This is a genomic window from Trichocoleus sp. AS-A1 (genome assembly GCF_039962015.1).
Taxonomy (GTDB): Bacteria; Cyanobacteriota; Cyanobacteriia; order Cyanobacteriales; family FACHB-T130; genus FACHB-T130.
Genome location: NZ_JAMPKG010000027.1, coordinates 1 through 24,954, shown reverse-complemented (window position 1 = coordinate 24,954; position 24,954 = coordinate 1). Strand labels below are relative to the sequence as shown.

Here is a 24,954-nt window from a genome sequence, read left to right as displayed (position 1 = left end):
TGTTCATAGAACTTTATGGCATAGCTTTGGTTTAAGTCGTTCCATATTCTTCGTTTTGTAGCCTGGTTTGCAGGGGCTATAGTTAGCCATTTCTGCTAGTGCCCTTTAACCTTACCTGCCTTGTGTGTTAAAAACCTAACTTCTATATATGTTTTGTTCAGCGTCCATCATTGGAGTAGTTCATGTCAGTCGTACTCAAGCAACATGTACAAAAAACCGTGGCGGCCAAAGAACAGCAGCACGTGGTAGAAATTGCAGAAAAGTTGTTGATGTATCTTAATTTGAATGAGGTACAACAAGCAATAGAAAATGCCAACCAACCAGGTGCAAGTAGTGCTAAGGTACAAAGTACCTTTAATGAGTTCGCTACTAAAAAGCTTGGCTTTCGTAGTGAGGCACGAGGATTATTCAATAATTATTTAACCGCAGGTTTACGGCCTGACTACTACTTATCCTTAGGTGAAACACTTAACACAGGCATTTTGCTAGAAGTTGAACGGGGCAAGACAACCATGAATAATATGGATATTCTCGACTTTTGGAAATGCCATATCTGCGAACATGCTCATTATCTATTCTTACTCGTACCACAAGAACTTCGTCAGAAGGAATCTGCAACAGTTCGACGCGAGTTTGAGACTGTTAATCGAAGGCTTAGGCCGTTCTTCGATCTTGAAGAAAACTACACAAATGTTCGAGGGCTATTCCTGTTTGGTTATTAGCGAAGAGGGCTAACAATACGATAGAGTGGGCAGAACGAAAAAGCTTGGCGGGGAATGTAGAAGTTGTTTACCGCCGTTCATCTTAGCCGTTATGATGACGAATATTGGTAGTAGCTCATTGCTAACCAAGGAATGAGCGCTCTGTGGAGTAAAGGTGATAGCCTCTCAATTCCCAAACCGTTCCTCGCAGAGCTTCAGCATCAACTGGTTTGAAAAGTTAATTCGCAGGTGATGACTGCGATCGCAAGATGGAACGGTAATTTGTTTGGTGCTTTCAACCACTTGGATTGAGATGTGCAAGAAGCCAACCAAGCGGAGCGAAGCTAGGTTGCGAGGAAGTTTCTGTCTATCTCCCTGAACTAGCATCCGACCCGGAATATTTCTACCGATTCATCTGATTTGGTCTGATACCAGGAATGCAGCAATCTATCAATCTGATGCGAGAGTATTAGGCAGAAGCTTTCAGTCTAATAAGGCTTAAGCTGGTGTACCATCTTCCAAGATGGTTTCATTTTCAATCAATTCATAAAATTGCGAAATTTGTTCGGTATATCTGATGTGATAAACCCTTTTAGTATTTTGCGCCTGCTCGATATACCCACGATATTTGGGGGTCAAATATTTGTAACATAACCAAAGCACGCGGTAGCTATTCAGCGAACTCTTTAATATTGGACTTTTTTCGGGCCAGCCTTCTGGGGGTTTAAAAAAACCTGCGATCATTCGTTTAGTTACCCACCAAAAATGCACATAGATTGGTAGATCCACAAAAACCAAAGTATCCGCTTCATCAAGTCGCAGCCAGACGGTTTCCTTGCAACCAAAACCGTCAATAATCCATCGGTCAGTAACTAAAATTTGCTGATGGGCGTGCTTATAGACTTCATGGGGAACTGGCGTGCCCCCCGCTTGATATTGAATCTTGTCCAAGACGTGAAGTGGCAAACCCGTGATTTCGGATAGTCTCTTGCTTAGAGTTGATTTACCGCCTCCAGCATTGCCAAATACTGCTACTTTTTTCATCGCCATTCTCCTTTTAGTCCTTTTCTGTCACCTCGTAGACTAGATTGAGTGATGAAACCGAGCAATTCCAGTCCTTTGAATACCTAAAAAAACGCTTGCACCGGACGGTCGGTATATACTTATGCTGAATTATATTTTACTTGCCGCCTGTGAAGCGCAAGCCGTTATGAGGATGAAGATTGGTAGTAGTCCATTACTAGCTGACGAGCGATCGCCCTCTCGCCACAGAGCGCTCGTCTGACCATGTAGTATCAGTATAGACATCTATCTTTAGATGTATTAAAGTGCCACTTCGCCGGGTGGCATTATAGCCTTGAGTAAGGGCTGCCGATCCCCATTCACGAGATATTGCTATGAATAGTTCTCTTAAGTCTGAAACATCCATGAAGGGACTCGAAATTCCTTTAGAGCGGGATATATTTTTACGTACCTTAATTCGAGAGTTGGCAGGTACATTACAGGATGTCGTGGGCTTAGAGGAAGCCTCCGGGTTTATTAGTGTCGTGGGTCAAAACATGGGGAGGCAAATCGACCGGGACTATAAAGCGGCTCTAGAGGTATCCCATCTAACGCGAGAGCAAGTTGCTGATGTTTTGGTAGATTTGAAGAAGCGAATCCAAGGTGACTTTTATATTATTGAACAAACGGATGAAAAGATTGTCTTAGGGAACCGGGCGTGCCCGTTTGCCGAAAAAGTCATCGATCGCCCCGCTATGTGTATGATGACCTCCAATGTTTTTGGCTCCATTGCAGCGGACAATCTGGGGTACGCCAAAGTAGAACTGCAAGAGACGATCGCAATGGGTGCGCCTGGATGCCGTGTGGTTGTTTATTTGAAACCCACCCCAGAGGCAGAAGAAAGTCACGGCAGAGAATACTTCAAAGGAGAGAGTGAGGGAGATAACGAGGGGTGACGCCCGAACAGTTTCTCGAATTCGCTAGACCTTTACCCGAACCCATGCTCCTAATTGCCGGAAATGGTCAGCTTCTGGCTGCCAATCCGCCATTTTCCAAGATGCTGGGGCTACCCCGTCAGCTCCTGCAAGAGAAAATGCTCTTTGAGATGGTCGTCGATCCTGCTGATAAGGTTAAACAGTATCTGCGTGCTTGTTCCAGCAGTCGAGAAATGGTGATTGGCTCATTAACCTTCAATGCCAACAATGGAGAGACTTGCTTGTGTCGCTGTGAAGGAGCGGTCATCCGACCGCGATCGCCTGAATCCCCGGCACTTATTCTCTTACGCTTGAAAAACAAGGAATCTGCCAGTAGCCGATTCACCCTGCTGAACAAGAAGATCGATGAATTAGCCAAAGAGATTCGGCAGCGTCAACGAGCGGAAGAAGAGCGAGCTAAACTTCTGGTGCAGGAACAGAAAGCACGAGTAGAAGCTGAGAAGCTGAATCGATTGAAGGATGAATTTCTATCTACCGTATCCCACGAACTGCGAACCCCTCTCAATGCCATCCTTGGCTGGTCTAATATCCTGAGAACTAGCAAGGTAGACGCAGCCAAGATGCATCGGGCGCTGGAAACGATAGAGCGCAATGCCAGATCCCAGGCACAGTTGGTTGACGATCTCCTGGATATTTCCCGCATCATTACAGGCAAGATTCGCCTCAATGTGCAAACAGTTGACCTATTGCCCGCGATTCAGGCAGCAATCGATACGGTGCGTCCTGCCGCTGATGCCAAGAACATTCGCTTGCAGTCGGTGCTCGATCCAGCAGCAGGCCCTGTTTTAGGAGACTCCGAGCGATTACAACAGATTGTCTGGAATTTGCTCAGCAATGCGATCAAGTTCACACCGAAACAGGGGCGGGTTCAGATTGGTCTGCAACGGATTAATTCTCATATTGAGATTGTGGTGGCAGATACGGGTCAAGGCATCAGTGCAGAATTCCTCCCCTACGTCTTTGAGCGCTTTCGTCAGGCAGATGGTTCCATCACTCGTTCCTTTGGCGGATTGGGGCTGGGTTTAGCGATCGTTCGCCAATTGGTAGAACTGCATGGCGGAACGGTGCATGCTCAAAGCCCTGGAGAAGGACAAGGTGCAACATTTACCGTCAAACTACCCCTGCTTGCCGTTGGGCCAACAGCGATTGAACCAGAACGGGTGCATCCAACCGTGGGAGACAGTGTCCCATTTGACTGCTCCTCTCAACTAGAGGGATTGAAGATACTGATCGTGGATGATGACCCGGATATGCGGGATTTGCTCGCCTACACGCTGGAAGTTTGTGGGGCAGAAGTCATCGCCGCCGCTTCAGCAGACGAAGCAATCTCAGCACTGACCCAATCTTCACCACCGATGGATATATTAATCAGTGATATTGGGATGCCAGATGAAGACGGTTATGCTTTGTTGCGTCGCGTCAGAGCTTTGGAGTCAAACAATAAAGGCAGAATTTCCGCGATCGCCCTGACCGCCTATGCTAGAACTCAAGACCGCACGGCTGCGCTTTTAGCAGGCTTTCAATCCCATATTGCCAAACCCGTTCAACCTGCTGAATTAATTGCAGTAATTGCCAATTTAACTGGACGAATCAGCGGTATCTAGAATATTACCGAACCGTTCCTCGCAATGACTCAGCATCAATCAGTTTGACAGGTAAATTCGCAGGAGATGACCGCGATCGCAAGCTGGAGCGGTAATTTGTGTCATGCTTTCAACCACTTGGGTTGAGATGTGCGCTCGCAGAAAACTTTAAATTGAGATCGCAACAGCAATGTAAACGGCGGAAAAACTGTGGATGTTCCGTAGAAAAAAGCGGCTCCACAAGCGAGATTTCCAGGTTTACCGGAGTTGAGGATGCGATCGCAAGCTCCCTGCTCACCCACCGCTCCCCTGAATTCCCACCGCCAAACGAATCTTCTCCGGCAAAAAATTCAAATCGTCTCAATTACAAAAATTTACTTAAAACTCTCTCACTTCAAGCGCAAGCGGGGGAAGATAAGGAGGAGTTTTTCTTCGCGACGGTTTGGATTGGGTTCGGGACTCCCGGAATGGAGAACCCAATTAATTCGGTTTTTCCCGGCGAGATTTGCTTGTTTCCAAGGCTGGTTATTCAGCTAATTCTGAATTCCAAGGTTACTGTCACTTTCTGGTCACATTTATTGATGACCCTGAAGATGGAAACTTACCCGACCCTGTAACAAAACGATTGATGATAAGGAGTTTTGGTTATGGTTGGAATCCTCATCACCTGGTTAGTCACTACTATCAGTTTTTTAATTATTTCCCGGCTGCCGATTGGCGTAGAAATCGACACTTTTGGAAAAGCCGCAATTTCCGCAGCAGTTTTTGGAATTTTGAATGCTCTGTTAAAACCCATCTTAGGGTTCTTCACCTTTCCATTCATTCTTTTGTCATTTGGTTTATTCCTGTTTGTCTTAAATGCAGTTATTTTCGGTTTAGCCGCTTGGTTAGTGACAGGATTTCGGTTACGGTGGGGTTTTTGGAGTGCTTTGCTTGGCTCATTAGCACTGAGTATTGTTAATTCTTTACTTTTCCATCTGCTAGCATCGCTCAGATTGTAAGCGCAGGTTTGTTCTGAGCGGGGAAAGAAAACCGGAAGTAGAGGGTTCAGACAGTTCGGATTGAGTGAGAGTAACTGTCTAGAAGGATCGGTTTTTCAATTGGTAACGCACTAGCGTCCTAACATTTTCAGCAGACAGTCCTAATTCTTGCGCGATCGCAGCTTCCACCTGACTGAATTCTGTTACTGGAAACTCAAATTCTAACTTTTTGAGTGTCGAATCTGTCGTTTTGACCTGTACTTTGGTAAATCCCTGCTCTTTGTCAATTTCTGCTTTGATGACTAGCAAGGTGACTGAAAGTTGCACTTCCAACTGTGTATCAGCTTGAAGCTTATCAACCGTATCGTAGGAGCGACTTAATGCTTGGTCTGTTACCAGTCCACCCCCAACCCAAAAAATAATTCCTAGCAGGGGTAGAGGTAGCCAAAATTCTAGCCCTAAAAAATGTAATCTTTGTAACCAACGGGGAGAGGACATAGGGAGAGGTAAGGAATTTTAGCTTCACAGCTAATTGAGTTTAAGGGAAAAAAACAATCAAATTCGACATCAAAAGTCAAAATTTAAAAGATAAAAAAAGAGAAGATTCACTTTTGACTCTTGATTTTCTTCGGTACTCGATAAAAAACTGACTGGTGGAAGACGTGCGATCGCTTTAGGCTTCTCTACTATGAGCAGCGCGATCGACGATTCTCCGGAAAAGAGGTTTCACTAAAGCGTCTTATGAGAATTTTACTGGTAGAAGACGACCCCGAACAATTAGAGCCACTAAACGCAGCTTTGTTGCAAGCCGGACATATTGTCGATGGCATTGAGGATGGGGAAACTGCCCAATGGCTGATCTCTCAAAAAGACTATGACTTGTTAATTTTAGACTGGATGTTGCCGACAGTCAGCGGGTTGAGCCTTTGTCGCCAGTATCGACAAGCAGGGAAAACCTCGCCGGTGTTGATGCTGACTGCCAAAGACACGACTGTGGATAAAGTTACGAGTTTGGATGCCGGTGCTGATGATTATCTGGTTAAACCGACTGATATTATCGAACTTTTGGCACGGGTGCGGGCATTGGGAAGGCGATCGCCTCTATGGCAGGGAGATATCCTCCGCATAGAAGATTTACAACTACACTTGAATAGCTTGACTGTTGAACGGGAACAGACAACTATCCAATTGTCCGCCCGCGAGTTTCAGCTATTAGAATACTTCCTGCGCCACCCTCATCAGGTCTTAACCCGCGATCAAATTGAACAAGCCTTGTGGGAGTGGGGTGCAGAACCAGAGAGCAATGCCGTAACTACCCTTGTCCGGAGGCTGCGGCAGCGTTTGCAGTTAGTCGGTGCGGCAGATTGGATTGAAACAGTCTATGGCATGGGATATCGCCTCAATCCTTCGGGAAGTCAAAAGTAAAAAGAGAAGAAATTCAAAAGAGAAATGAATCAAAATGACAGAATAAATCTTTCTTTTGCTTTTTGCCTGTCTTGCTCCAAGATTCGGGGAAGCAAAGATACACCCGAATTTGGGGCGCTTTTTAACTTTGCTTTTTTCCATGTTTGGTCGTAGCCGTCGCAATCTGGCTCGCTGGTTCACCCTATCAATGGGAAGTATTTTGGTGATTTTTGCAGGAGTCGTCTACTACGTAGAAGTTGCAGACGCGCTCTTAGCATTGGATCGATTACTCTACCAACAAACCAAGGTAATGGCAGCGAGCGTGAATTATGAGCGTCGCAATGGTCAGTGGCAGGTAGAGCTGGACAATGTGCCACTTTTGGGAAATAACCCACAGCCGTTGGATAGTGGGCTGGCGTATGGGCGTTGGTACGATGCCAAAGGGCAATTGGTGCAATTTTTTGGTACGCTTCCCCCAGAGAAGCTGACGGTGACAGATGGATTTCAAACCATCAAAACTGCCAATGGCTCTGCACGTTGGCTGCGTCAGGTAACGCTGCCTGTCTACGAGAAGAGTGTATTAATTGGTTATCTCCAGGTTGCGACTTCCCTGACATCCACTCAAGAGGCTTTGTCTGAATTGCGGCTGGTTCTGACGCTCTTGGTGCCAGTCACCTTGGGGGTAATTAGCCTGACTGGGTGGTTTTTGGGGGGGCTAGCGATGCAACCGATTCGTCATGCTTACGAGCAACTGCATCGCTTCACCGCAGATGCTTCCCATGAATTGCGGACACCATTGGCGGCGATTCTTAGCAATGCACAAGTCGGGTTGCTGTCTGACGATCATTCACAGCAACGGCTTCGGCTAGACAAGATTGTGAATGTTGCTAAGTCAATGAATTCGCTGGTGAGTAATCTGCTGTTTTTGGCTCGGAATGATGGGTCATTATCTCCTGAATCTTTGAGAAAGATTAATCTAACTCTTTTGCTACAGGAGCTAGCAGAGAATTATGCAACGCAAGCAGCCACCAAAAATCTAAATTTTGTTAGTAATCTGCCGACTGAGAGCTTGGAGGTGAAGGCCGATCCAGAGTTGCTCCGTCTGGCGGTGATGAACCTGCTGAGTAATGCTTGCAAATATACCCTGGAGGGCGGTGAAGTTCAACTGCGATTGTTTACGCGATCGCATCTGGCTATTATTCAAGTTTCAGACACTGGGATGGGGATTGCGGCGACTGATTTGCCCCATATTTTTGAACGGTTTTATCGGGTGAATCGCGATCGCTCTCGCACTACAGGGGGTTTTGGTTTGGGATTAGCGATCGCTGAGCAAATCGTCAAAGCTCATGGAGGTGGGATCGAAGTCACCAGTGTAGTCGGTCAAGGATCAACTTTTCAAATTGAGCTGCCACTCCAGTAGCAAAAATAACCTGGCGATTGGAAATCGCGGCTACGCCAACCCCCCTTACCCCCCTTCAAGAAGAAGAGGGGACATAAGTTGCTTCGCTTCTATTCAACCAAGTCCGCCTGCGCGGAATCAATTCAGCCTGCGGAGGCAGGCTTTGTTTGTGTAGCCCCAGACTTCCAGTCTGTGGGGGATTTGCAAATACGGGATGCTCCCACTGTCACTTTCTAGTCACATTTGTTGCCAACACTGAAGATAGCAGGAGCAGAAGGTTATCACTCCTAAATCATTTTTCTTTAGTTTGTTTTCAACACTTTTTTTCATGGAGTTAGTGTAAATCCGATGTTGTTCAGAGGTACTTCTTCTCTACTCTGCCTTGCCGCTCTGGCTGTTGTTTGTAGTGGTTTATCAGCTCAAGCTGAAACTGACGACTTCACCCCTAAGACAGATGCGTTTGCCAGAGTACCTAATCATAATTTTGAATCAAATAAGACTCCAATTCAATCTGACCAAGTTACAACTTTCTTTGTACAAGAACAAGTGAATGTAGCGAATTCAGGTTCACCTGATTCTGTTGTAAAGGTACTGACAGAATCAACAATTCAAGAGCAAGATTTTTCAGAAATAAAATTGCCAACTGCCACTGCATCAGCCGGGGCGAATCAATCTCCATCTAACCTTTCTAGCGAGACAAAGCAGGAAATTCCTGAGAAAACAGCGATCGCAACCTCCGATGCGGTAAACCCAGAGCAGATTGTAGACAAAAGGGTGAAAACGTCTGCGTCGGCTTTGACTGTTGAACCTTCAACACCTCAACTCCCAGAAGCAGCGACGACTGAAACCACAGCGCCGGAAATCGCTCAAGTGGATGTAATACCTGGTAGAGCCACTCGCTCTGGCCCAAGTTATATCGGGGTTGCAGGCAACATTGGATTAGGTGGCGATACGACTTTAAGTGAAGGTGCCTTTGCAGTCATTAGCAAAATTGGACTCACCAGAAATTTATCTGTGCGACCCGCTGCTTTATTTGGCGATAATACAGTTTTTCTGGTTCCACTTACTTACGATTTCCCCTCTCAAGGAGTGGAACAAATCAGATACCGTGTAGCCCCTTATATTGGAGGCGGAGTGGCGATTTCAACGGGTGACGATAGCACTATTGGCGCACTGATTACGGGCGGGGTCGATGTTCCATTATCATCCCAATTCACCGCAACCGCTGGCGTGAATGTCGGTTTTGTTGATGAAACAGAGGTGGGATTATTAATCGGAGTTGGTTACACTTTCTCAGGACTTTAAACCGACTTTGCTTTAATCTTTTCACATCGCAACTCAAAGAAATTACGATCGCAACGGTGAAGGTGCCAGAATGAGCAGACGGGTAAACGACAGTCTCCCAAATCAAGTCTTCGCGGTAAGCAAAACAGCAGCACCCAAGCCAGCGCTGGCTTTCATAGACGCGATCGCCCTAATTGTTGGCATCGTGATTGGTGCCGGAATTTTCGAGACACCGTCCCTAGTCGCTGCTGCTTCTGGGAGTGAAGCGGTTGCACTTTCCCTGTGGATTCTGGGTGGCGGGATGTCCTTAGTCGGCGCATTGTGCTACGCAGAATTGGCAACAGCATATCCCCACGCTGGGGGGAATTACTATTACTTGATGCGTGCTTTCGGCAAAAACACCGCCTTCTTTTTTGCTTGGGCGCGAATGACGGTGATTCAAACAGGTTCGATTGCCCTGTTGGCGTTCGTATTCGGAGACTATGCCTCGCAATTACTGCGCCTTGGGAATTATTCATCCTCACTTTACGCTGGGATTGCGATCGCCCTGTTGACAGGTTTAAATATCATCGGCGTTCAGCAAGGAAAGTGGGCGCAGAATTGGCTAACAGTCGCCAAAGTGGGTGGCTTGCTGTTGGTGGTAATTGGGGGTTTAGCCTTTGCCGTTCCCAGTCTCCCGGAGGTGCCTGCTGCACCAGCAACATCCCAAACAAACTTTGGGATGGCAATGCTTTTCGTGCTGTTGTCCTATGGCGGCTGGAATGAAGCGGCTTATATCTCAGCCGAGTTACGCAACGTCAACCGAAACATGGTGCGATCGCTGCTAGTGAGTATCGGCATCATCACGGCAATTTACTTAGCGATAAACTTCGCGTACATCCACGGTTTAGGATTGGCGAATATGGCAGCCTCAGAAGCCGTAGCAGCGGATTTGATGCGTCGTGCAGTTGGCGAACCCGGTGCTTGGTTTATCAGCTTCCTGATTGCCATTTCTACCTTGGGTGCGATCAACGCCACGATTTTCACCGGCGCACGTACCAATTACGCCCTCGGACAAGATTTTTCCTTGTTCAGCTTCCTCGGACGCTGGCACCATCGCGCCAGTACGCCAGCCAATGCCTTGCTAGTGCAGGGTGCGATCGCGTTAGCCCTCGTGTTTCTGGGAACTCTCACCCGCGAAGGCTTTAAAACGATGGTGGACTACACTGCGCCGGTGTTCTGGTTCTTCTTCCTGCTATCGGGTATCTCGCTGTTAGTGTTACGAGTTCGAGAACCGCAAGTAGTGCGACCCTTCCGCGTCCCTCTCTATCCTCTAACGCCCCTACTTTTTTGTGCAATCTGTGCTTATTTACTCTACTCCAGCGTTGCCTATACAGGGGTTGGGGCGCTTGTCGGAGTGGCTGTCGCGATCGCTGGCGCACCGCTATTGCTGTTATCTCGTCGTCGGCAAATTTGAACAAAACGTTAACAACTCAAAAGGAGAAGATGCAATGCAATTACAACAAATTAAGCTGTTGCTGGTTGCTAGTTTGAGTGCGGGTAGCTTCTTGTTCGCAGGCTGCACCCAACAACGCCAGTTTGAGGCACAAACTCAACCCGATCTTCAAGCCCAAGCGCCCACCGCACCGACCGCACCGAGTGTTCAAGTCGAAGCACCCGCAACCGACGTTCAAACCCAACAACAGCCAGCGGATGTGCCCTTTGTACCAACCCCCGAAGTCGTCGTCGCCGAAATGCTCAAACAGGGGCAGGTAAAAGGGAACGATGTACTCTACGACCTCGGTAGTGGCGATGGACGAATCGTGATTACCGCTGCAAAACAATTCGGCACTCGCGGCACTGGTGTAGATATTAATCCGCAGCTGGTTCAGGAAAGTCGAGAAAATGCCCAAAAAGCCGGTGTAAGCGATCGCGTGCGGTTTTTACAACAAGACCTATTTGCCACTGACCTCAGCGATGCCACGGTGGTGACACTTTACTTGCTTCCTGAGGTGAACTTGCGGCTGCGACCGAAGCTACTCAAGGAACTTAAACCAGGCACTCGCATTGTTTCGCACAACTACGACATGGGTGAATGGAAACCTGAGAAAGTAGTGCAGGTAGAAAGTAGCCCCGGTCGCCAGCATACTATTTACTCCTGGGTTGTGCCTGAAACTGTCCCGGATAATTTGAAATAACCGGGATATCCTGTTGCAAGTTCCATCCAGCCGAACTAATCTTGCTGATACTATTTCACCAATAATCTGCAACAGCTCCCCTAACAGCATCTTAAAAGGGAGAAGTTAGCCTCCCTTTTAAGATGCTGTTGGCGAATTCCAAAAAATTAATCTTAGGGGCGCTTATTTAGGGGCGCACCGATAAGCGCCCCTAAGCGATTAAACACTTTCTAAAACAGAATAGGAGTGCTGTTATTCTCACCATTTCCAGCGTTCACGAAATTATCCTTAAGCCAGAATAGGTTGGTTTTACTGTTAGAAAGGCGGCATAGAAAATTTTATGCGATCGCGCCGAAATACTAAAGGTATTGGGGTCAATGCTATGGGGCTGGGTGCCACAGTTACGCGCATCTACATGACTTAGAAGCAAAGGCTGAGGTAGAAAGTTTATATCCCAAGGTTTCGGGCAAGTCCGCCGGAATAAATGGCAGCATCGGTGGCATTTTTGGCATCTGACGAAGCTACTTACATCACAAGCCAAACTCGGTTTTTTGACGGTGGGTTGACGCATTATCCCGCCTTTGGCGAGTCTTGGTTATAAGAAAATAGGAGGTATTCACGATGAATTTCAAAAACATTGTACAGCTATATACAGCCGGAAAAAGGAACTTTAGAAAAGCAGATTTATATAAGGCAAAATTAGCTTTTGTCTGCTTAAATGAAGCAAATTTTAGCAAAGCGAATCTATGTTTGGCGAACTTGAGAGGGTCAGATTTGCGCGGAGTCAATTTCAGCGAAGCAGACTTAACAGGGGCAAACTTACGTCAAGCAGACCTCACTGAAGCTAACTTGGGGGCAGCGAATTTAAGTAAGGTAAATCTTCGGGGAGCAAATCTAACCAGAGCAAATTTGAAAGGGGCAAATTTGGAAGAAGCCGTGTTAGGTGAGGCAAACCTGAACCAAACAAACCTGAGATACGCCAACTTATCTAAAGCCAAGCTAATGGGTGCCATCCTTACTGGGGCAATTTTACTAGGAACAAACCTAAGTAAAGCTATTTTACTCAGGGCAAATTTAACGCAAGCAAGTTTAATTGAAACCAACCTCAGTGAAGCTGTCTTAACTGAAGCCAGAATGCCTGACGGAAAAGTTCACGACTACGCTTAAGTACGCAAGGAAAACCTATATTCCTTGCAAAATCATCAACATACAGTGGTTAGTTGGATCTAAAATTATTTTCAACTGTGGTTGTTTCTAGCTGTTTAGGTGTAAAACTGGCGAAGCAATCAAACAGTAACTCCCGTTTCAGCGAGTTGTACTTGGTTTGACCTTCTTTTCGGATCTGGATTAACCCCGCTTCCGCCAGTGTCTTGGAGTGGTGACAGAAGAGAGCTAAACTAATCCCTAAATAATTGGCTATTTCGCTGCCACTCATTTCCTCGCAAGAAGCTAACATCTCCACAATCCTCAAACGTGTTGGATCGGAGAGAGCTGCAAAGATTTTAGCCCGAAGTTCTATGTCTTGAACGGCAGCTTGAGACGCAGAGGGCAGTTGAACGCTATGGTTGTTATCGATCATGGGAAGTAGGGGTTACTAAAAGAAGCCACGAGAAAGCCCCAACAAGACTCTGCATTACTCCTGATGTCAACGCTAAAAGAAGGTTGAACGACGGTATAGGCGTGTCTGACGTGGATGTATGCCGTTGGCGAAAACTCACCGTCTTACTTCTATTTTACGTCTTGGCGCTCAGTATTGAAATAGTTAAACAACCACTTGACTATTGGGGAAAGATTGTTCTAGTATTTAGTCAAATGGTTGTTTAACTACTAAACCCTTTAGGGGATTGAAACCAGATTGGTAACTTTTAGCAGCGAGTTGAGTGGATGCGATCGCATGAAATGATGCAATGCGCTTTCTGCAACAGCTGCTGATACTCTCCTCACCTTGATCTACAGCCTGAAGGAGGCTGGAAACCATGTCAGACAACGCGAAATATGTCACCTTGACCGAAGACAACTTTGAAACCGAAGTCCTCGCAAGTTCAGTTCCAGTTGTGGTAGATTTCTGGGCGGCTTGGTGTGGTCCTTGCCGGATGCTCAACCCATTAGTTGCAGAATTAGCTGCCAATTTTGAAGGAATTGCTAAGGTTGGCAAGCTGAATATTGACGCCTATGGACACATCGCTACACAATACAACATCCAAGCCGTGCCAACGCTGCTGTTCTTCAAAGATGGTGTGGTGGTGGATCGAACCACTGGCGTAGCTCCTTTGGAAGTGCTGTCTGACAAGCTTCAAGCTTTACTTCCACAGAACAACTTAACCACAAAGCCAGTAGCGATTAACTAACTATCTAGTTTGTTGGCGGTGCGGGTAACTCTTATCCGCACTGCTCATACACTAGCTAGCTAGAGTTCCTGATGTCTGCGTTGTGCAATCAAAACTGTAATGTCATTCCAATGGAGATTAAGTCAATGAGCGAGAATATCAATCTTTTCTCAACTGTTCAGCTGGGTTCTTTAGAACTTCCCAATCGAATCGTGATGGCTCCCTTAACCCGGATGCGTGCGGGAGCGGGAAATGTTCCTAGAGCGATGAATGCGACTTATTATGCACAACGGGCATCGGCGGGGTTAATTATCGCAGAAGCCACTCAAGTATCGCCTCAAGGACAGGGATATGCGAATACCCCAGGCATTCACTCAGCAGAACAGGTGGCAGGATGGCAACTGGTGACAGATGCAGTTCATGCTCGTGGGGGGCGGATTTTCTTACAGTTGTGGCACGTTGGGCGGATTTCTCACCCATTACTGCAACCAGGAGGAGAACTGCCAGTAGCGCCCAGCGCGATCGCACCCGAAGGTGAAGCAATGACGAATGAAGGGCCAAAACCCTTCGTCACACCTCGTGCCCTAGAAACTGAAGAAATTCCAGGAATCGTCGAACAATACCGCAAAGGGGCAGAAAATGCCTTAGCTGCTGGATTTGACGGGGTGGAAATTCATAGTGCCAACGGTTATCTCCTTGACCAGTTTCTTGAGGATGGGACGAACAAACGAACCGACCAATATGGCGGTTCAATTGAGAACCGTGCCCGACTTTTGATGGAAGTGACTGAAGCGGTCGTCAGTGTTTGGGGTGGACAACGGGTAGGAATTCGCCTCTCCCCAAGCGGCACTTTCAACAGTATGTCTGACTCCAATCCATCTGCTTTGTTCAGTTATGTAGCTGATTCACTCAACCGTTTCAACCTCGCTTATCTCCACATCGTTGAGCCAAGAACCGATGGCAATACTAGCCTCGATAACTCTACAGGAGGCTTGTTTACCGAATACTTCCGTCCTATCTTCAAAGGGACTTTAATCGCCGCAGGAGGATATGACCGCGACTTAGGGAATGCTGTTTTGGCTTCTGGTAATGCAGATTTGGTGGCTTATGGCAGACTGTATATTGCCAATCCAGATTTGCCAGAACGTTTTGCACTCAATGCTTCCCTAAATAAGCCTGATCGCTCCACCTTTTATGGTGGCGATGAGAAGGGATATATCGACTATCCAAGCCTTGAATTACAGACGGCTTGAGTTGATTTGTTTCCTCACAGAGAACCTCCTCCCCACCCTCTTTCCTTTAAAGAGCTACGGTCTACACACAAGTGACTTGTTTTGCTCATCAAAGCGCTCCCAGACCTAACAAGAACTATGAAGAAATGAGAGCCATGCTCAAAGCCCCTCTCCGTTCACGGAGAGGGGTTGGGGGTGAGGTTCCTTATTTCTGTCTTTAATTCTCGTTCATAGATTAACCGCATAGAAAGGTTATGAAGGAACTGTCAGCGACACACCATTGTCTTTTGGTGTTATTTGCAATAAAAACGGAACCGCTTTTTTAACCCAATCTTTTACTGCTGTGTAAGCAGCCGCTTCTTCTCCAAAACAAGTCTCTAACATATCGGTATGAATAATGCCTGGGTTGAGGGGAATCGCCGCCATTCCCGAAGGTAATTCTTGAGCCAACGACTGAGTTAATCCTTCAATTGCCCACTTGGAAGCACAGTAAGGTGCAAATTCAGGCGAGGTGGAGCGACCCCAAGTTGAACTCAAGTTGACAATGATGCCATTGTTCTTTTTAATCATAGCTGGAACAAAGGAGCGGATTACATTCACGACTCCTTTAATATTGACATCAATGAGTCGAGAAAATTCCGTGCTATCAACTTTCCAAAGCGGGGCGGGTTGATTGATTAATGCGGCATTATTAATTAATAAATCAGGGGATGAGTATTTATTTAAAAGTTGCTCAGCCCAGGCTTTCACTTGATGTTCGTCCGCAACATCTACGCTGGAAAAATGATGGGGCGTTCCAATTTTTCGCTCAAGCTTCTGTGTTGCTTCTGTGGAACGGGCGCACCCACAAACTGTATGACCTTGCTCAATAAATTTTTCAGTCATGGCAAGACCGAGACCCCGACTTACCCCTATAATTACAATCAGTTTTTTCATGAGTTAGACTAATTTAGGATTTTAGATTTGGGATTTTTGAAGGGTCTGGCGGGAAGAAGCCATGAATCGCATTTCTACAACCCAAAATTTAATTGCCAGCTAAGGGTGAATTGTGCCATCAGGCATGATTGCTTTTTGGAGTATCGTCCGCGTCAGGTTAACGCTGGTGAGGTTAGCGCCGGTAAGATTCGCCGCAGTGAGGTTAGCGCCGGTGAGATTAGCACCCCTCAAGTTCGCTTTGTTCAAATTAGCGCCGGAGAGGTTCGATTTGCTGAGGTTAGTCCACCTGAAATCAGCCTGTGTCAGGTTCGCTTCGCTCAGGTTAGACCTAAAGAGATAAGCACCGTTGAAGTGAGCCTCGATTAAGTTTGCTTTGTGTAGGTCAGCTTTGTAAAGGTAAGCTCCTAGTAGTTCAGCGTCGTAAAGATTAGCATTACTGAGATCGACGGCTATTAGGTTCGCTGCCATCAAGTTAGCTTCGCTGAGGTTCGTTCTAGCCAGCTTTGCTGCACCGAGATCGGCTTTGTGAAGATTAGCGCTTCTGAGATCGGTGCCGATCAGGTTCGCGTTAGTTAGATTCGCTCTTCTTAGGTTAGCTCCTCTGAGGTCAGCCCCGATCAGGTTCGCATCGCCCAGATCGGCATCGCTGAGGTTGGCTTTGCTGAGGTTCGCAATGCTGAGGTTCGCTTCACTCAGGTTTGCCTCCATTAGGGAAGCGGAGTGGAGATTTGCATCGCTGAGGGTAGCATGGCTGAGGTTAGCGGCGATGAGTAAACTATTGCCCAGATCCGCCCTTCTCAGGTTAGCGCCTGTGAGGATTGCGCCTCTGAGGTTGACCCCTCTGAGGTTGGCTTCGCTCAAATCAGGTTCTATTTGTCGGTTTTTTCTTCTCCACTCAATCCATTTCACTGCACCGTTCTGAAGTAGTGCAAGATGCTCTAGATTTGCCATTTGGATTTCCTTTGCTTAACCCACCAGTGCTAACGCATTGACTTTAATCTGAAGTGGCTTTCTTTGAAAGCAAGCGATCGCCCATTTGTAAAGAGCGATCGCATTCCCCTTCTCTCCCTCGTCATCCCCATCCTTTCGCTATTCTTGACGCCAACTAGCAGGATTTTCACGACCAGGCACGCCTTCTAGCGCCACCAACGCCGCCGCAGAACCCGCCAGAATATCCTGTTCTGCTCCGCCCAAATAGAGGCGTCCGAAGCTTCCCACAGCTTGCACTTCCAAGATGTTAATTGCCGCCGCTTTCTCCGCCGCATTCGCCGCCAGTGCTGCATAAGCAGCAGGTTGAACTTCTAATACATAAAGCGTTTGCCCTGCCAGAAGTAGCTGTCCTCGCCGCGTGCGATTGATTAGCTGCGTTTGGTGAGCATCAATGTTGCGGATAATCTGGCTAGAAACGACGTGCGGCTTGAGACATTCATTTCGATGCACTCCCAGCGCCTCCAAAATGGCTTTACCCGCCGCCCGCGTCTCCCCTTGGCGGCTGGAATGCACTTCTAGTAGCCCGTATAGTCGTTCGACCACCTGCACCCCTGGACGTACAGAGGCAGCTTTGAGGGCGACATCAGTAATCCGGTTAATTTCAATGCCCGGTGAGATTTCAATCCACAGCGACGTATCTCCTGGCAATGGCAAGAACCCTAGTGCTACCGTCCCCATGTAAGCTGCGTGCTGAGGCTGCAAGCTGTCTAGAAATACGTAACTGCGTAGTTCTATGCCCAAGGTAATTAACTCCGGAAGTTAGAAAAAAGGAATCGGGTGCAACATCTGAGTTTACCGCGATCTCAGATCGCCAGAAGCTGCATCTGGTCAGCCGATAAGAGAAGCGATCGCTTCCCGCCGAAGGACTCTCCCATTTAGGGATTTGAAGACTCACGCAACCAGGGTTCTACCTATTTATAGACAATCGGGTTCTACCCCTTTATAGACACAACCACCCAGACAGGCGCGTTAGCTTAATTCACATAAGTTAACAATAAAAGAATACACCTTTAAGTTATGATGCCTAACCTGTTTGAAGCAACCAAAGAATATTGGCGCAAATTAGATCAGTTAGAAGCTGCCTATGAAAAGGGCGAAGTCTCGATTGAAGAGGTAGATGCTAAAGTTCAATTGCTGATGGCTGAACTCGGACGAGAACGCCGTGCAGCCTTTACCTATGTTTTTTATGGCTTGCGCCGTCTTTGGGATGAGCAACGGGAAACCATTGTTGGGGTGGCAATTCTCGGAGTTCTCGCGGTTTTCCTTCAAATTGAATACACCTAAAATTCCTAAATCGGGTCTGATACTCAGGGATGGCGTCGGTTGTTCTAGATGAATCCCGATCGGGGATTGTAAAGATGACCGACGCTTCGGAAACCTGGAATGTGTTGGGTGTGTCACGTTACAAAAGAGCGATCGCCCAGAGACCAGCTCCCAGAGACCAGCTTAATATTGTAGCCGCCGAGCGATTTTCCTCCGTCTGGGCGCTCATCAACCATAATGTAAAGATTTTTATCTAGCGCGTGTCAGTTGATCAAGTGTCACGTATTAGAGTATTGGCTCGATTGAACAAGCGATATTCTTTAGTTGTGTGAGGAGCAAGTTTAGAAGAAAAAGCGTCTGGGGTCGAAACACGGCAAGACTCCCAGGCGCTTTTTCATATCTGTCAAAATCCTTCAACAACGAACTACAGCCCAGATTCATGGCTTATCTTGTCTCCAGAAACGACACATTTAGACTGATAAGCAGGTAGGCAATACTTTGAGATCGGGAATGGATGGAGCGTTTTACCTCTTCCCAAACCCTCTCCAATCCCCAGAGGAACTGTGAAAATGGCTCTGGCTCCCGTTCCCTGCATGGGAACGGGTTGGGGGTTAGGTTTGTCAGAGCCAAAAAATATTGGACTAGATGATTTATTACATTTTGTTTATTCCGAGATGCAGATACGCTGCTGAGTGATGAGCGTCTAGAGTAACCAGTATCAGCACACTTCTTGAGATTAAGCACTATGACAGACGAGCCACGCCTAGAGGAGCAGGCCCTCTCCCAGGCTGTCGAAATGGGGTTATCTAGCCAGATGGATAGCGTAGAGAACATCAATGTAGATGTCCGAACCGATTTGCTGAAGATGGCTCAAGGAAAGGCTAATTCAGTTTCGGTTGAAGGTCGGGGTCTGGCGATTCAGAAAGATATTCGCGTGCAGGAAATGGAATTGCACGCCGATAATATTGCGATCAATCTCTTTGACGCGATTTTCGGGCAGATTAAGCTGAACCATCCGCTAGACGCGACTGCCCGTGTTGTCCTCACCGAACAAGATATCAACCGCGCTTTAAACTCAGACTACATCCGCAGCAAGTTTCAAAGCATGGAGTTGAATGCGGATGGTCAAATCGTGACCTTGGAACCGCAAGAACTGGAAATGCATCTGCCGGGTGAGGGCAAGATGGAATTCAGTGGAAAAATGCTACTGCATGACGTGGATAAGGCTCGACAAGTCGGTTTCGCCGCCGTAGTGCGTCCGCGTACTTCTTCAACGCCAATCTTGTTGGAGGGGTTTAGCTGTAATCCTGGACAAGGCATTTCACTGGAACTCACGATCGCCTTGATGGAGAAGTTAGGAGAACTGGCAAACTTGCCCTATTTTGACCTCCAGGGGATGGCAATCCGCATTAAGGAGATGGATGTACAAGAGGGTAGTTTAACCCTTTATACCGAAGCCTACATCAAGCAAATTCCCGATCAATGATCGAGGATGAAGGGCGCGATAGCGAAGCGCTGCTGCTTTCAGCAGATCGCATCAATCAAGCGGTTCTCCCTTCAACCCATTAGCGTACCGTAGGCTTAGCCCCGACAAAACCGCGATAACCCCAGCTTCTAGGAGGAAACCATGACAGAGTTTCAAGATTTTTTAAAGCACAAATTTGCCTATGTTGCGATTGGAGAATTCAAACCTGGCAAATTTGATGAGGCTGAGCAACTCTATGAAAAAGCTGTCTCAACGTACACGCACGGCTTTAAGGGGTCGTACTTACTGCAAGAACCGGGGACTGACCGAGGAATCGCTATTATTCTTTGGGAGAGTATCGAAGATATGCAAGCCAATCAAAGCGAGGCATACCAAGCCATCTTAAATCAGATGAATCCTTTGTTTGAGGAAGCGCCGACCACTGCTTTCTATGAAATCGTCAGTGAAATTCAGCCTACAAATGCAAGTGGTGAATCTCCATCCATATAATCAACCCGAAAAAGCGATCGCTCTATCCGGTCGGAGAAATTTGAGTCATTTGATGTCAAAGGCTTTCTCGCGGGCACTCCTGACTCCAACTTGATGGCGAGATCGATGAGGAATCGCACATGACCAATGGTTGAAGCAAGGCTAGCTTCGTTTACAGGACACCCAAACCGGGGGAAGGATTCTTGGGGATGTTGCCAACGCAACCATAGCTTTCCATCAATCACTTTTGTGCTAATTGACCAGCCTTTATATTGGCTGGGAACTTCTTTAACGTCAGTATCAAGGATGTTGGATGTTACTGAGGGTTGGGGTTGACTCGGTGGGATCATCATTAGGGCACGGGAACTTAATGCCCTAAATATCGGTGAAAATACTATGGCGAATCGTGATTCAACCCGCAAGCAAAAGTGATTGTTTAAAAAGATTTAGGTGACAGAACTTTGGAACCCCTCGTGATGCACCTCGGATGGTGAGTGTGAGGTGCATCACATTCGCAAGCAGGAGAGCGGTTTGGGAGAATTCAGCGGGTGGCGTCGCCAGGTCAAAATCTACGGCTAGCGATCGCTTGAAACGTGCAAGTATTGAAAAGTGTATCCACGCAACCGGCTCAACACCCCCCGATTTGTTGACGCACCTTACTCAACCCGTACCAGGTTTTTTCGCCCACAATTCCGTCTGCTAATAGACCACTACGCAGTTGAAAGGATCTCACAGCAGCTTCAGTGTGGGGTCCGAAGATTCCATTCACTTCTTCATCAAAATCACCAGATAAAGACAGTACACTCTGAAGCGTGATGACTATCTCACCTTTAGCGCCTCGTTTCAGCACTGGCATATTTACGGGAGCGCCGCTGTAGAGAGCTTGCCAGGTCATTTGACCCACGACGCCATCTTCTTTGAGAAACATCCAATTTTGAAAAACAAGAACGGCAAATTCGACTTCTTCATTAAAGTTTCCGTTGATAGCTCCGTTATAAGCAAACCTTTTAGTTAATAGTTGTTGTAATTCTTTTACTGCGGCTCCAGAGTTCCCTATTTGCAGTACGGGCTTATTGAGTTGAGCTGGTTTGACTGATATTTGAGTTGATTCTTTAGCAAGCATGGCTTAAGTCTCTTGGAATTCCTGTGTTTGACTATTCCAAACTAACCAAAGCGTTCTCCCTTCCACCTCGCACGCTCAGTTCATGCAACTGGATATTTCAATATCCCGCTTGTTGGTCACCCATTAGCAGGAGGTGGTAAAAACTACTGAGTGGCTCCTTGATTCGCTCCCAGGAACCAGAGACAGCTTGGTCGAGAAGGTTTGTCCCAACTTAAGTTGGCAGTCTTATGATGGGTTTATGGCGCGTCAAGACATCGACTTGCGTCGAGTTGGGAAGTGGGATTTTTGCTTTTTATGATTCGTGGCAGCAGTTTTGGTTATTCTTGTCAGGCGTGACCTATGACAGTAGCAAGAGCAAATCTGCTCTTGAGGTGCGATCGCATCCACAGCTAAACCGATGAAGGTAATTCAGCAAACTTTTACATTACTCACCCTGCGAGAACGCCCAGTTGGCATTTGGATACTGAGTAGTTTTACCGCTGTTTTAGGGCTTCTCGTTTTTATCTCTTCCAATTGGCCGATTGATTTTTTTGGATTGTTCTGCATTTTTTGCGCTAACTTGATGATGTTTGGAAGTCCGGTGAAGACTTGCCGGTTTGATAAACATCTCAATCGAGTAATTCTCAAACAAAAAGGTTGGCTGGGAACTCAAGTAACGGGTTATTCAATTGACAAGATTACGGACGTTCAAGTAGAAGAATCTAACTTAGGAGGAATTCGCTTTTACCGGCTTACTCTGACGCTTTTATCAGGACAGCGATTTTATTTAACTCCGATTCCTAGCACTGACTGGCAATTACAACAAAGTTTGGCTAGCTACATCCAGCAATTTCTCAGCCATTAAAGTGGCGGCAAAAACGCTATGAGCGACTCTTTTGGGTAGACGCGATCGCGTGTCTTCAAAGCGAGGCGTTCGCCTACCCCTGACAAGTCTGTGCTATTTACCAATCCACCTCATCCGCATCAATCCGTTGGAGCTGGGAATGATGAGGAAAGTCATACCACCCATCATCCGTTGTGTAGCCTATGCGATCGCCCGCCTCGTATTTCACCACTACCCCTTCCGTACAAAAGTCCAAGCGCCTGACTCGACACCCAACCGGAAACTGCTCAACCAGTTTGGGTGAGATGCAGGGTTTGAGAGCGACCGCGCTAGTGTTCACCATTTTCAGACCTCGGCGCGAAGAGTGCTGCCACGAGCAATGCTAGTTTGAGTGTAGCCCCTTCACTCCACTACTGCTAGTGTTGCTAATTCTAGTAAAGTGTGTTTAACCCTACCAGTGGGGCTGGGATCAACTAAAGGAAAGGTAGAGGATCGTTGCGGGACGCTGATTTCACAAGCTTTTCCGGGGAAAAACGGTATCAAATTAAACAATCTTCACGGTAGGTAATTGGCGATCGCAGCATTGCTATGTAGTTGTCACCCTGATGTCACATTTGCATGAGTAAACTTTATGTAGGCATAGGGTAATTGCTTCTGACATATCCATCAGTTAAAGAACGATGTCCTCTCAGCAGAAGGAATGAGAGGGCATTTTTTTATGGATAGCGATCGCGACTGGGATTGGCAACGATACCCGGGTTGGGAAAGCTAGTCCTCGGCTACCAAACAAGCAAAGCGCTAGACCAGTTGCTCTTTGGCATTCCTGCCCAGTCTCGACTAATTTGGTCGAAGAGTATCATCTGCACCTCTGATAATGGAGGAACTGGTAGTCATAGCCCGAACCGCAAGGAGAGCTAAACATCCAGGCTTCGCTGGTCAAGAAGTGCTGCATTCTGGCAACAAAAACAGGTTGGGACTGGTGTATGTTTTACAAAATTCTCGTGGCAATGGATAGCTCTGAAATCGGCAAGCAAGTCTTTGATGAAGCCGTATCCTTAGCGAAAGCGTTCCATGCCAGTCTGATGCTATTGCACGTCCTATCTGCGAATGAAGAGGGCAGTCCGGGGATTCCAGGAATGCCGGGTCTGGATTACTATCCTTGGCGACGCGATGATGTCCCAAGCGACTATCGACAGCAGTGGGATGCATTTGAAAGTCAATACTTGGCGCTACTGCGATCGCGTGCAGATGAAGCAACGAAGGCAGGAATTAGTACCGAATTCACCCAAAGCCTTGGCAGTCGGGGTGAAAACATCTGTGACTTAGCCCAAACTTGGGGTGCCGATCTCATCGTAATGGGGCGTCGGGGTCGTTCTGCAATTGGTGAGTTAGTTCTCGGTAGCGTCAGCAATTACGTCCTCCATCATGCCCCCTGCTCGGTTCTGGTTGTCCATCGTTGAGTTTGTAAATAACACGGTTTGGTTGTTTTAGAGGAACGAGGGCAAGACGAGCAACAGCGATCGCAGCATTGCTATTTACTTGTCATACCCCTGTCACATTGCCGACTTATGCTTGTTTTTAAGAAGCATGGTGAAAACCCTTCTCACACCCATCAGTTAGACGATGCCCTTTCAGCGGAAGAGATGAGAGGGCATTTTTTTTACTAAGCGATCGCGTAAGTGAATGTCACTCATTTGAGCTACCTCAAATAAGGTTCGCTCAAAAAAGCGACTGGAAACCCACCTTGAACAATCGCTATACATAAATCTATCTACCACTCAAGAACTGCTTACTCATCAGTGAGATTCTGCCTTCTTTATAGAAGGCTTTTTTGTGAAATTGCGATTCATCCCAATGAGCGTAGGGACACGGCATTGCCATTGGGACATGGCAATGCATCTGGCTCATCTTGGCATCTCATAGAGGCGAGGCATTGGGTAATAATTCCTCCCCGACTAAAAAATTGGCTGAGTTTGTCAGTTCATCTGAAAATGCCCCGGAAACAGCTCAATTTGTAAAGCATAGTGGTAAGAAATCACTGAAATACTTATCTTTTTCGCACAATGATGAGTAAGACACACTGCCGTAGGAATCGGTAAAACCAGAAGCCGGGAAGTGATCGCTGTAAAACCATGCCAACAACGATTGGCTTTCCCCATCAAGGAGGCGGACATGGCATCCCGTTATGGATTGGTTGATAGGAGTCAATTAAACTGGCTCATTCTTTATCGTCTAGGGATGATTGCCTGTGCGCCACTCGCTGCCGAGTTGATTGGCAGTGCATTTAATATCTGGTACAACCTGACCCAGATTCAATCGCTGCTGACTCCCGCGCAGAATAGAGTCTTTGTCAATACTCTGTTGGTTTACAACGTTGTCGTCTACCCAGTCGCGCTGTTCCTGTGGGTGCAGATTGTGCTGTCGCTACAGCACCCTTTACAGCAGATTCTGCACCACCAACCCTTGAGAGCCGAGCATCTGATTAAAGCGAGACAACTAGCGATTAATCTGCCGTGGTGGGGAATGCTTCTGGCGGGAATCGGTTGGCTGTTGTGCATTCCCGTATTTCTACTTCCCCTGCATTATGCTCCGGGAACGCTCGACCCGCGCGTATTCTTGCACCTGCCAATTTCGGTGATAATTGCAGCGCTGATTGCCATCCCTCAAGGTTTTTTCACCGTTGAGCTGTTATAGCAACCGCCAAGATGGTTAGGACGTAGAATGAAGGTGTAATTGTGACTTGTTACCGTTTGCTCTGCCGTGCCTAAACCTTACAGTTACGACTTTCGTCAGAAAGTGATC

32 protein-coding genes are annotated in these 24,954 nt (G+C 47.1%); 21 read left to right on the top strand and 11 right to left on the bottom strand.

Going from position 1 to position 24,954, the window contains the following annotated elements:
• The first annotated feature begins 182 nt into the window (after positions 1–182).
• Positions 183–722 (top strand): hypothetical protein, encoded by a 540-nt coding sequence (locus tag NC994_RS19565; RefSeq protein ID WP_190434800.1) that lies wholly within the window; start codon positions 183–185, stop codon positions 720–722.
• A 165-nt stretch (positions 723–887) separates the two neighbouring features.
• Here the strand turns inward: NC994_RS19565 and NC994_RS19560 are convergent, their stop codons facing one another.
• Together NC994_RS19560 and NC994_RS19555 are read right to left on the bottom strand one after the other, a co-directional pair.
• Positions 888–1,088, bottom strand: coding sequence for a hypothetical protein (locus tag NC994_RS19560; protein ID WP_190434797.1), 201 nt, complete (start codon positions 1,086–1,088; stop codon positions 888–890).
• A 111-nt stretch (positions 1,089–1,199) separates the two neighbouring features.
• Positions 1,200–1,745 (bottom strand): adenylate kinase, encoded by a 546-nt coding sequence (locus NC994_RS19555; RefSeq protein ID WP_190434794.1) that lies wholly within the window; start codon positions 1,743–1,745, stop codon positions 1,200–1,202.
• 353 nt (positions 1,746–2,098) lie between these two features.
• On the opposite strand from NC994_RS19555, the gene NC994_RS19550 reads away from it, so the two are divergent.
• The gene (locus tag NC994_RS19550) at positions 2,099–2,659 is read left to right on the top strand and encodes a methanogen output domain 1-containing protein (protein ID WP_190430577.1); all 561 of its coding nucleotides are present in this window, start codon (positions 2,099–2,101) and stop codon (positions 2,657–2,659) included.
• On the top strand, positions 2,656–4,302 hold the full coding sequence (locus NC994_RS19545; RefSeq protein ID WP_190434791.1) for an ATP-binding protein: 1,647 nt from the start codon (positions 2,656–2,658) through the stop codon (positions 4,300–4,302). Before NC994_RS19550 ends, NC994_RS19545 begins: the two co-directional genes overlap by 4 nt.
• A 101-nt stretch (positions 4,303–4,403) precedes the next feature.
• On the opposite strand, the gene NC994_RS19540 is transcribed toward NC994_RS19545, so the two are convergent.
• Positions 4,404–4,583, bottom strand: coding sequence for a hypothetical protein (locus NC994_RS19540; protein ID WP_190434789.1), 180 nt, complete (start codon positions 4,581–4,583; stop codon positions 4,404–4,406).
• Positions 4,584–4,928: 345 nt separating this feature from the next.
• On the opposite strand from NC994_RS19540, the gene NC994_RS19535 reads away from it, so the two are divergent.
• On the top strand, positions 4,929–5,282 hold the full coding sequence (locus NC994_RS19535) for a phage holin family protein (protein WP_190434785.1): 354 nt from the start codon (positions 4,929–4,931) through the stop codon (positions 5,280–5,282).
• A 78-nt stretch (positions 5,283–5,360) separates the two neighbouring features.
• On the opposite strand, the gene NC994_RS19530 is transcribed toward NC994_RS19535, so the two are convergent.
• The gene (locus tag NC994_RS19530; RefSeq protein WP_190434782.1) at positions 5,361–5,759 is read right to left on the bottom strand and encodes a hypothetical protein; all 399 of its coding nucleotides are present in this window, start codon (positions 5,757–5,759) and stop codon (positions 5,361–5,363) included.
• Between the two features lie 243 nt (positions 5,760–6,002).
• On the opposite strand from NC994_RS19530, the gene rppA reads away from it, so the two are divergent.
• From rppA to NC994_RS19500, 6 genes are all read left to right on the top strand, one after another.
• Positions 6,003–6,686 (top strand): two-component system response regulator RppA, encoded by a 684-nt coding sequence (gene rppA, locus NC994_RS19525; RefSeq protein ID WP_190434779.1) that lies wholly within the window; start codon positions 6,003–6,005, stop codon positions 6,684–6,686.
• A gap of 139 nt (positions 6,687–6,825) precedes the next feature.
• Positions 6,826–8,085 carry an ATP-binding protein gene (locus tag NC994_RS19520; protein WP_190430572.1) on the top strand — a complete coding sequence of 420 codons (1,260 nt, stop codon included), beginning with the start codon at positions 6,826–6,828 and terminating at the stop codon, positions 8,083–8,085.
• Positions 8,086–8,790: 705 nt separating this feature from the next.
• Positions 8,791–9,369 (top strand): hypothetical protein, encoded by a 579-nt coding sequence (locus NC994_RS19515; protein ID WP_347275833.1) that lies wholly within the window; start codon positions 8,791–8,793, stop codon positions 9,367–9,369.
• A 70-nt stretch (positions 9,370–9,439) separates the two neighbouring features.
• Positions 9,440–10,804 carry an amino acid permease gene (locus NC994_RS19510; protein ID WP_190434777.1) on the top strand — a complete coding sequence of 455 codons (1,365 nt, stop codon included), beginning with the start codon at positions 9,440–9,442 and terminating at the stop codon, positions 10,802–10,804.
• Positions 10,805–10,838: 34 nt separating this feature from the next.
• The gene (locus tag NC994_RS19505; protein WP_190434773.1) at positions 10,839–11,525 is read left to right on the top strand and encodes a class I SAM-dependent methyltransferase; all 687 of its coding nucleotides are present in this window, start codon (positions 10,839–10,841) and stop codon (positions 11,523–11,525) included.
• A 600-nt stretch (positions 11,526–12,125) separates the two neighbouring features.
• Entirely contained in the window at positions 12,126–12,671 is a 546-nt protein-coding gene (locus tag NC994_RS19500) for a pentapeptide repeat-containing protein (RefSeq protein WP_190414559.1), read from the top strand.
• A gap of 49 nt (positions 12,672–12,720) precedes the next feature.
• Here the strand turns inward: NC994_RS19500 and NC994_RS19495 are convergent, their stop codons facing one another.
• Positions 12,721–13,083 carry a metalloregulator ArsR/SmtB family transcription factor gene (locus tag NC994_RS19495; protein ID WP_190434771.1) on the bottom strand — a complete coding sequence of 121 codons (363 nt, stop codon included), beginning with the start codon at positions 13,081–13,083 and terminating at the stop codon, positions 12,721–12,723.
• Positions 13,084–13,480: 397 nt separating this feature from the next.
• Between NC994_RS19495 and trxA the strand changes: the two genes are divergently transcribed.
• Positions 13,481–13,852 (top strand): thioredoxin, encoded by a 372-nt coding sequence (trxA, locus tag NC994_RS19490; RefSeq protein ID WP_190414557.1) that lies wholly within the window; start codon positions 13,481–13,483, stop codon positions 13,850–13,852.
• Between the two features lie 125 nt (positions 13,853–13,977).
• The gene (locus tag NC994_RS19485; protein ID WP_190434768.1) at positions 13,978–15,084 is read left to right on the top strand and encodes an alkene reductase; all 1,107 of its coding nucleotides are present in this window, start codon (positions 13,978–13,980) and stop codon (positions 15,082–15,084) included.
• 231 nt (positions 15,085–15,315) lie between these two features.
• Here the strand turns inward: NC994_RS19485 and NC994_RS19480 are convergent, their stop codons facing one another.
• From NC994_RS19480 to NC994_RS19470, 3 genes are all read right to left on the bottom strand, one after another.
• Positions 15,316–15,999, bottom strand: coding sequence for an SDR family oxidoreductase (locus NC994_RS19480; RefSeq protein ID WP_190434766.1), 684 nt, complete (start codon positions 15,997–15,999; stop codon positions 15,316–15,318).
• A 99-nt stretch (positions 16,000–16,098) separates the two neighbouring features.
• Positions 16,099–16,950 (bottom strand): pentapeptide repeat-containing protein, encoded by an 852-nt coding sequence (locus tag NC994_RS19475; RefSeq protein ID WP_190434761.1) that lies wholly within the window; start codon positions 16,948–16,950, stop codon positions 16,099–16,101.
• Positions 16,951–17,088: 138 nt separating this feature from the next.
• On the bottom strand, positions 17,089–17,730 hold the full coding sequence (locus NC994_RS19470) for a hypothetical protein (RefSeq protein WP_190414554.1): 642 nt from the start codon (positions 17,728–17,730) through the stop codon (positions 17,089–17,091).
• Positions 17,731–18,006: 276 nt separating this feature from the next.
• Between NC994_RS19470 and NC994_RS19465 the strand changes: the two genes are divergently transcribed.
• From NC994_RS19465 to NC994_RS19445, 5 genes are all read left to right on the top strand, one after another.
• Positions 18,007–18,273, top strand: a complete 267-nt coding sequence (locus tag NC994_RS19465) for a hypothetical protein (RefSeq protein ID WP_190414553.1) — start codon at positions 18,007–18,009, stop codon at positions 18,271–18,273.
• A gap of 74 nt (positions 18,274–18,347) precedes the next feature.
• Positions 18,348–18,509, top strand: coding sequence for a hypothetical protein (locus NC994_RS19460; RefSeq protein ID WP_190434759.1), 162 nt, complete (start codon positions 18,348–18,350; stop codon positions 18,507–18,509).
• A gap of 312 nt (positions 18,510–18,821) precedes the next feature.
• A complete protein-coding gene (locus NC994_RS19455) occupies positions 18,822–18,944 on the top strand; it encodes a hypothetical protein (protein WP_277878744.1) in 123 nt (40 codons plus the stop codon).
• Positions 18,945–18,997: 53 nt separating this feature from the next.
• Positions 18,998–19,738, top strand: coding sequence for a DUF2993 domain-containing protein (locus tag NC994_RS19450; RefSeq protein ID WP_190434754.1), 741 nt, complete (start codon positions 18,998–19,000; stop codon positions 19,736–19,738).
• Positions 19,739–19,879: 141 nt separating this feature from the next.
• Complete coding sequence (locus NC994_RS19445; protein WP_190430564.1) at positions 19,880–20,227, top strand: antibiotic biosynthesis monooxygenase; 348 nt, start codon at positions 19,880–19,882, stop codon at positions 20,225–20,227.
• Here the strand turns inward: NC994_RS19445 and NC994_RS19440 are convergent.
• Together NC994_RS19440 and NC994_RS19435 are read right to left on the bottom strand one after the other, a co-directional pair.
• Positions 20,188–20,559: a hypothetical protein gene (locus NC994_RS19440; protein WP_190434750.1), complete on the bottom strand. Its 372-nt coding sequence runs from the start codon at positions 20,557–20,559 to the stop codon at positions 20,188–20,190. The genes NC994_RS19445 and NC994_RS19440 overlap by 40 nt on opposite strands.
• A gap of 275 nt (positions 20,560–20,834) precedes the next feature.
• On the bottom strand, positions 20,835–21,329 hold the full coding sequence (locus NC994_RS19435; protein WP_190434747.1) for a peptidoglycan-binding protein: 495 nt from the start codon (positions 21,327–21,329) through the stop codon (positions 20,835–20,837).
• A 227-nt stretch (positions 21,330–21,556) separates the two neighbouring features.
• Between NC994_RS19435 and NC994_RS19430 the strand changes: the two genes are divergently transcribed.
• Together NC994_RS19430 and NC994_RS19425 are read left to right on the top strand one after the other, a co-directional pair.
• Positions 21,557–21,730, top strand: a complete 174-nt coding sequence (locus NC994_RS19430) for a hypothetical protein (RefSeq protein ID WP_190414547.1) — start codon at positions 21,557–21,559, stop codon at positions 21,728–21,730.
• A complete protein-coding gene (locus NC994_RS19425) occupies positions 21,727–22,173 on the top strand; it encodes a hypothetical protein (protein WP_190434744.1) in 447 nt (148 codons plus the stop codon). Before NC994_RS19430 ends, NC994_RS19425 begins: the two co-directional genes overlap by 4 nt.
• A 97-nt stretch (positions 22,174–22,270) precedes the next feature.
• Here NC994_RS19425 and NC994_RS19420 read toward each other — a convergent pair whose 3' ends face one another.
• Positions 22,271–22,495 carry a hypothetical protein gene (locus tag NC994_RS19420; protein ID WP_190414545.1) on the bottom strand — a complete coding sequence of 75 codons (225 nt, stop codon included), beginning with the start codon at positions 22,493–22,495 and terminating at the stop codon, positions 22,271–22,273.
• A 640-nt stretch (positions 22,496–23,135) separates the two neighbouring features.
• On the opposite strand from NC994_RS19420, the gene NC994_RS19415 reads away from it, so the two are divergent.
• Both NC994_RS19415 and NC994_RS19410 read left to right on the top strand, forming a co-directional pair.
• A complete protein-coding gene (locus NC994_RS19415; protein ID WP_190430150.1) occupies positions 23,136–23,612 on the top strand; it encodes a universal stress protein in 477 nt (158 codons plus the stop codon).
• A gap of 712 nt (positions 23,613–24,324) precedes the next feature.
• A complete protein-coding gene (locus tag NC994_RS19410; RefSeq protein ID WP_190434740.1) occupies positions 24,325–24,846 on the top strand; it encodes a hypothetical protein in 522 nt (173 codons plus the stop codon).
• Positions 24,847–24,954: the final 108 nt, after the last annotated feature.

What these genes read in the sequence shown, in the direction of transcription:
- NC994_RS19565 (WP_190434800.1), top strand. Translation starts at nt 183, where the DNA reads ATGTCAGTCGTACTCAAGCAACATGTACAAAAAACCGTGGCGGCCAAA.
- NC994_RS19560 (WP_190434797.1), bottom strand. Translation starts at nt 1,088, where the DNA reads ATGCTAGTTCAGGGAGATAGACAGAAACTTCCTCGCAACCTAGCTTCG.
- NC994_RS19555 (WP_190434794.1), bottom strand. Translation starts at nt 1,745, where the DNA reads ATGAAAAAAGTAGCAGTATTTGGCAATGCTGGAGGCGGTAAATCAACT.
- NC994_RS19550 (WP_190430577.1), top strand. Translation starts at nt 2,099, where the DNA reads ATGAATAGTTCTCTTAAGTCTGAAACATCCATGAAGGGACTCGAAATT.
- NC994_RS19535 (WP_190434785.1), top strand. Translation starts at nt 4,929, where the DNA reads ATGGTTGGAATCCTCATCACCTGGTTAGTCACTACTATCAGTTTTTTA.
- NC994_RS19530 (WP_190434782.1), bottom strand. Translation starts at nt 5,759, where the DNA reads ATGTCCTCTCCCCGTTGGTTACAAAGATTACATTTTTTAGGGCTAGAA.
- rppA (WP_190434779.1), top strand. Translation starts at nt 6,003, where the DNA reads ATGAGAATTTTACTGGTAGAAGACGACCCCGAACAATTAGAGCCACTA.
- NC994_RS19520 (WP_190430572.1), top strand. Translation starts at nt 6,826, where the DNA reads ATGTTTGGTCGTAGCCGTCGCAATCTGGCTCGCTGGTTCACCCTATCA.
- NC994_RS19510 (WP_190434777.1), top strand. Translation starts at nt 9,440, where the DNA reads ATGAGCAGACGGGTAAACGACAGTCTCCCAAATCAAGTCTTCGCGGTA.
- NC994_RS19505 (WP_190434773.1), top strand. Translation starts at nt 10,839, where the DNA reads ATGCAATTACAACAAATTAAGCTGTTGCTGGTTGCTAGTTTGAGTGCG.
- NC994_RS19500 (WP_190414559.1), top strand. Translation starts at nt 12,126, where the DNA reads ATGAATTTCAAAAACATTGTACAGCTATATACAGCCGGAAAAAGGAAC.
- NC994_RS19495 (WP_190434771.1), bottom strand. Translation starts at nt 13,083, where the DNA reads ATGATCGATAACAACCATAGCGTTCAACTGCCCTCTGCGTCTCAAGCT.
- trxA (WP_190414557.1), top strand. Translation starts at nt 13,481, where the DNA reads ATGTCAGACAACGCGAAATATGTCACCTTGACCGAAGACAACTTTGAA.
- NC994_RS19485 (WP_190434768.1), top strand. Translation starts at nt 13,978, where the DNA reads ATGAGCGAGAATATCAATCTTTTCTCAACTGTTCAGCTGGGTTCTTTA.
- NC994_RS19480 (WP_190434766.1), bottom strand. Translation starts at nt 15,999, where the DNA reads ATGAAAAAACTGATTGTAATTATAGGGGTAAGTCGGGGTCTCGGTCTT.
- NC994_RS19475 (WP_190434761.1), bottom strand. Translation starts at nt 16,950, where the DNA reads ATGGCAAATCTAGAGCATCTTGCACTACTTCAGAACGGTGCAGTGAAA.
- NC994_RS19465 (WP_190414553.1), top strand. Translation starts at nt 18,007, where the DNA reads ATGATGCCTAACCTGTTTGAAGCAACCAAAGAATATTGGCGCAAATTA.
- NC994_RS19460 (WP_190434759.1), top strand. Translation starts at nt 18,348, where the DNA reads ATGACCGACGCTTCGGAAACCTGGAATGTGTTGGGTGTGTCACGTTAC.
- NC994_RS19455 (WP_277878744.1), top strand. Translation starts at nt 18,822, where the DNA reads ATGGCTCTGGCTCCCGTTCCCTGCATGGGAACGGGTTGGGGGTTAGGT.
- NC994_RS19450 (WP_190434754.1), top strand. Translation starts at nt 18,998, where the DNA reads ATGACAGACGAGCCACGCCTAGAGGAGCAGGCCCTCTCCCAGGCTGTC.
- NC994_RS19445 (WP_190430564.1), top strand. Translation starts at nt 19,880, where the DNA reads ATGACAGAGTTTCAAGATTTTTTAAAGCACAAATTTGCCTATGTTGCG.
- NC994_RS19440 (WP_190434750.1), bottom strand. Translation starts at nt 20,559, where the DNA reads ATGATGATCCCACCGAGTCAACCCCAACCCTCAGTAACATCCAACATC.
- NC994_RS19435 (WP_190434747.1), bottom strand. Translation starts at nt 21,329, where the DNA reads ATGCTTGCTAAAGAATCAACTCAAATATCAGTCAAACCAGCTCAACTC.
- NC994_RS19430 (WP_190414547.1), top strand. Translation starts at nt 21,557, where the DNA reads ATGATGGGTTTATGGCGCGTCAAGACATCGACTTGCGTCGAGTTGGGA.
- NC994_RS19425 (WP_190434744.1), top strand. Translation starts at nt 21,727, where the DNA reads ATGAAGGTAATTCAGCAAACTTTTACATTACTCACCCTGCGAGAACGC.
- NC994_RS19420 (WP_190414545.1), bottom strand. Translation starts at nt 22,495, where the DNA reads ATGGTGAACACTAGCGCGGTCGCTCTCAAACCCTGCATCTCACCCAAA.
- NC994_RS19415 (WP_190430150.1), top strand. Translation starts at nt 23,136, where the DNA reads ATGTTTTACAAAATTCTCGTGGCAATGGATAGCTCTGAAATCGGCAAG.
- NC994_RS19410 (WP_190434740.1), top strand. Translation starts at nt 24,325, where the DNA reads ATGGCATCCCGTTATGGATTGGTTGATAGGAGTCAATTAAACTGGCTC.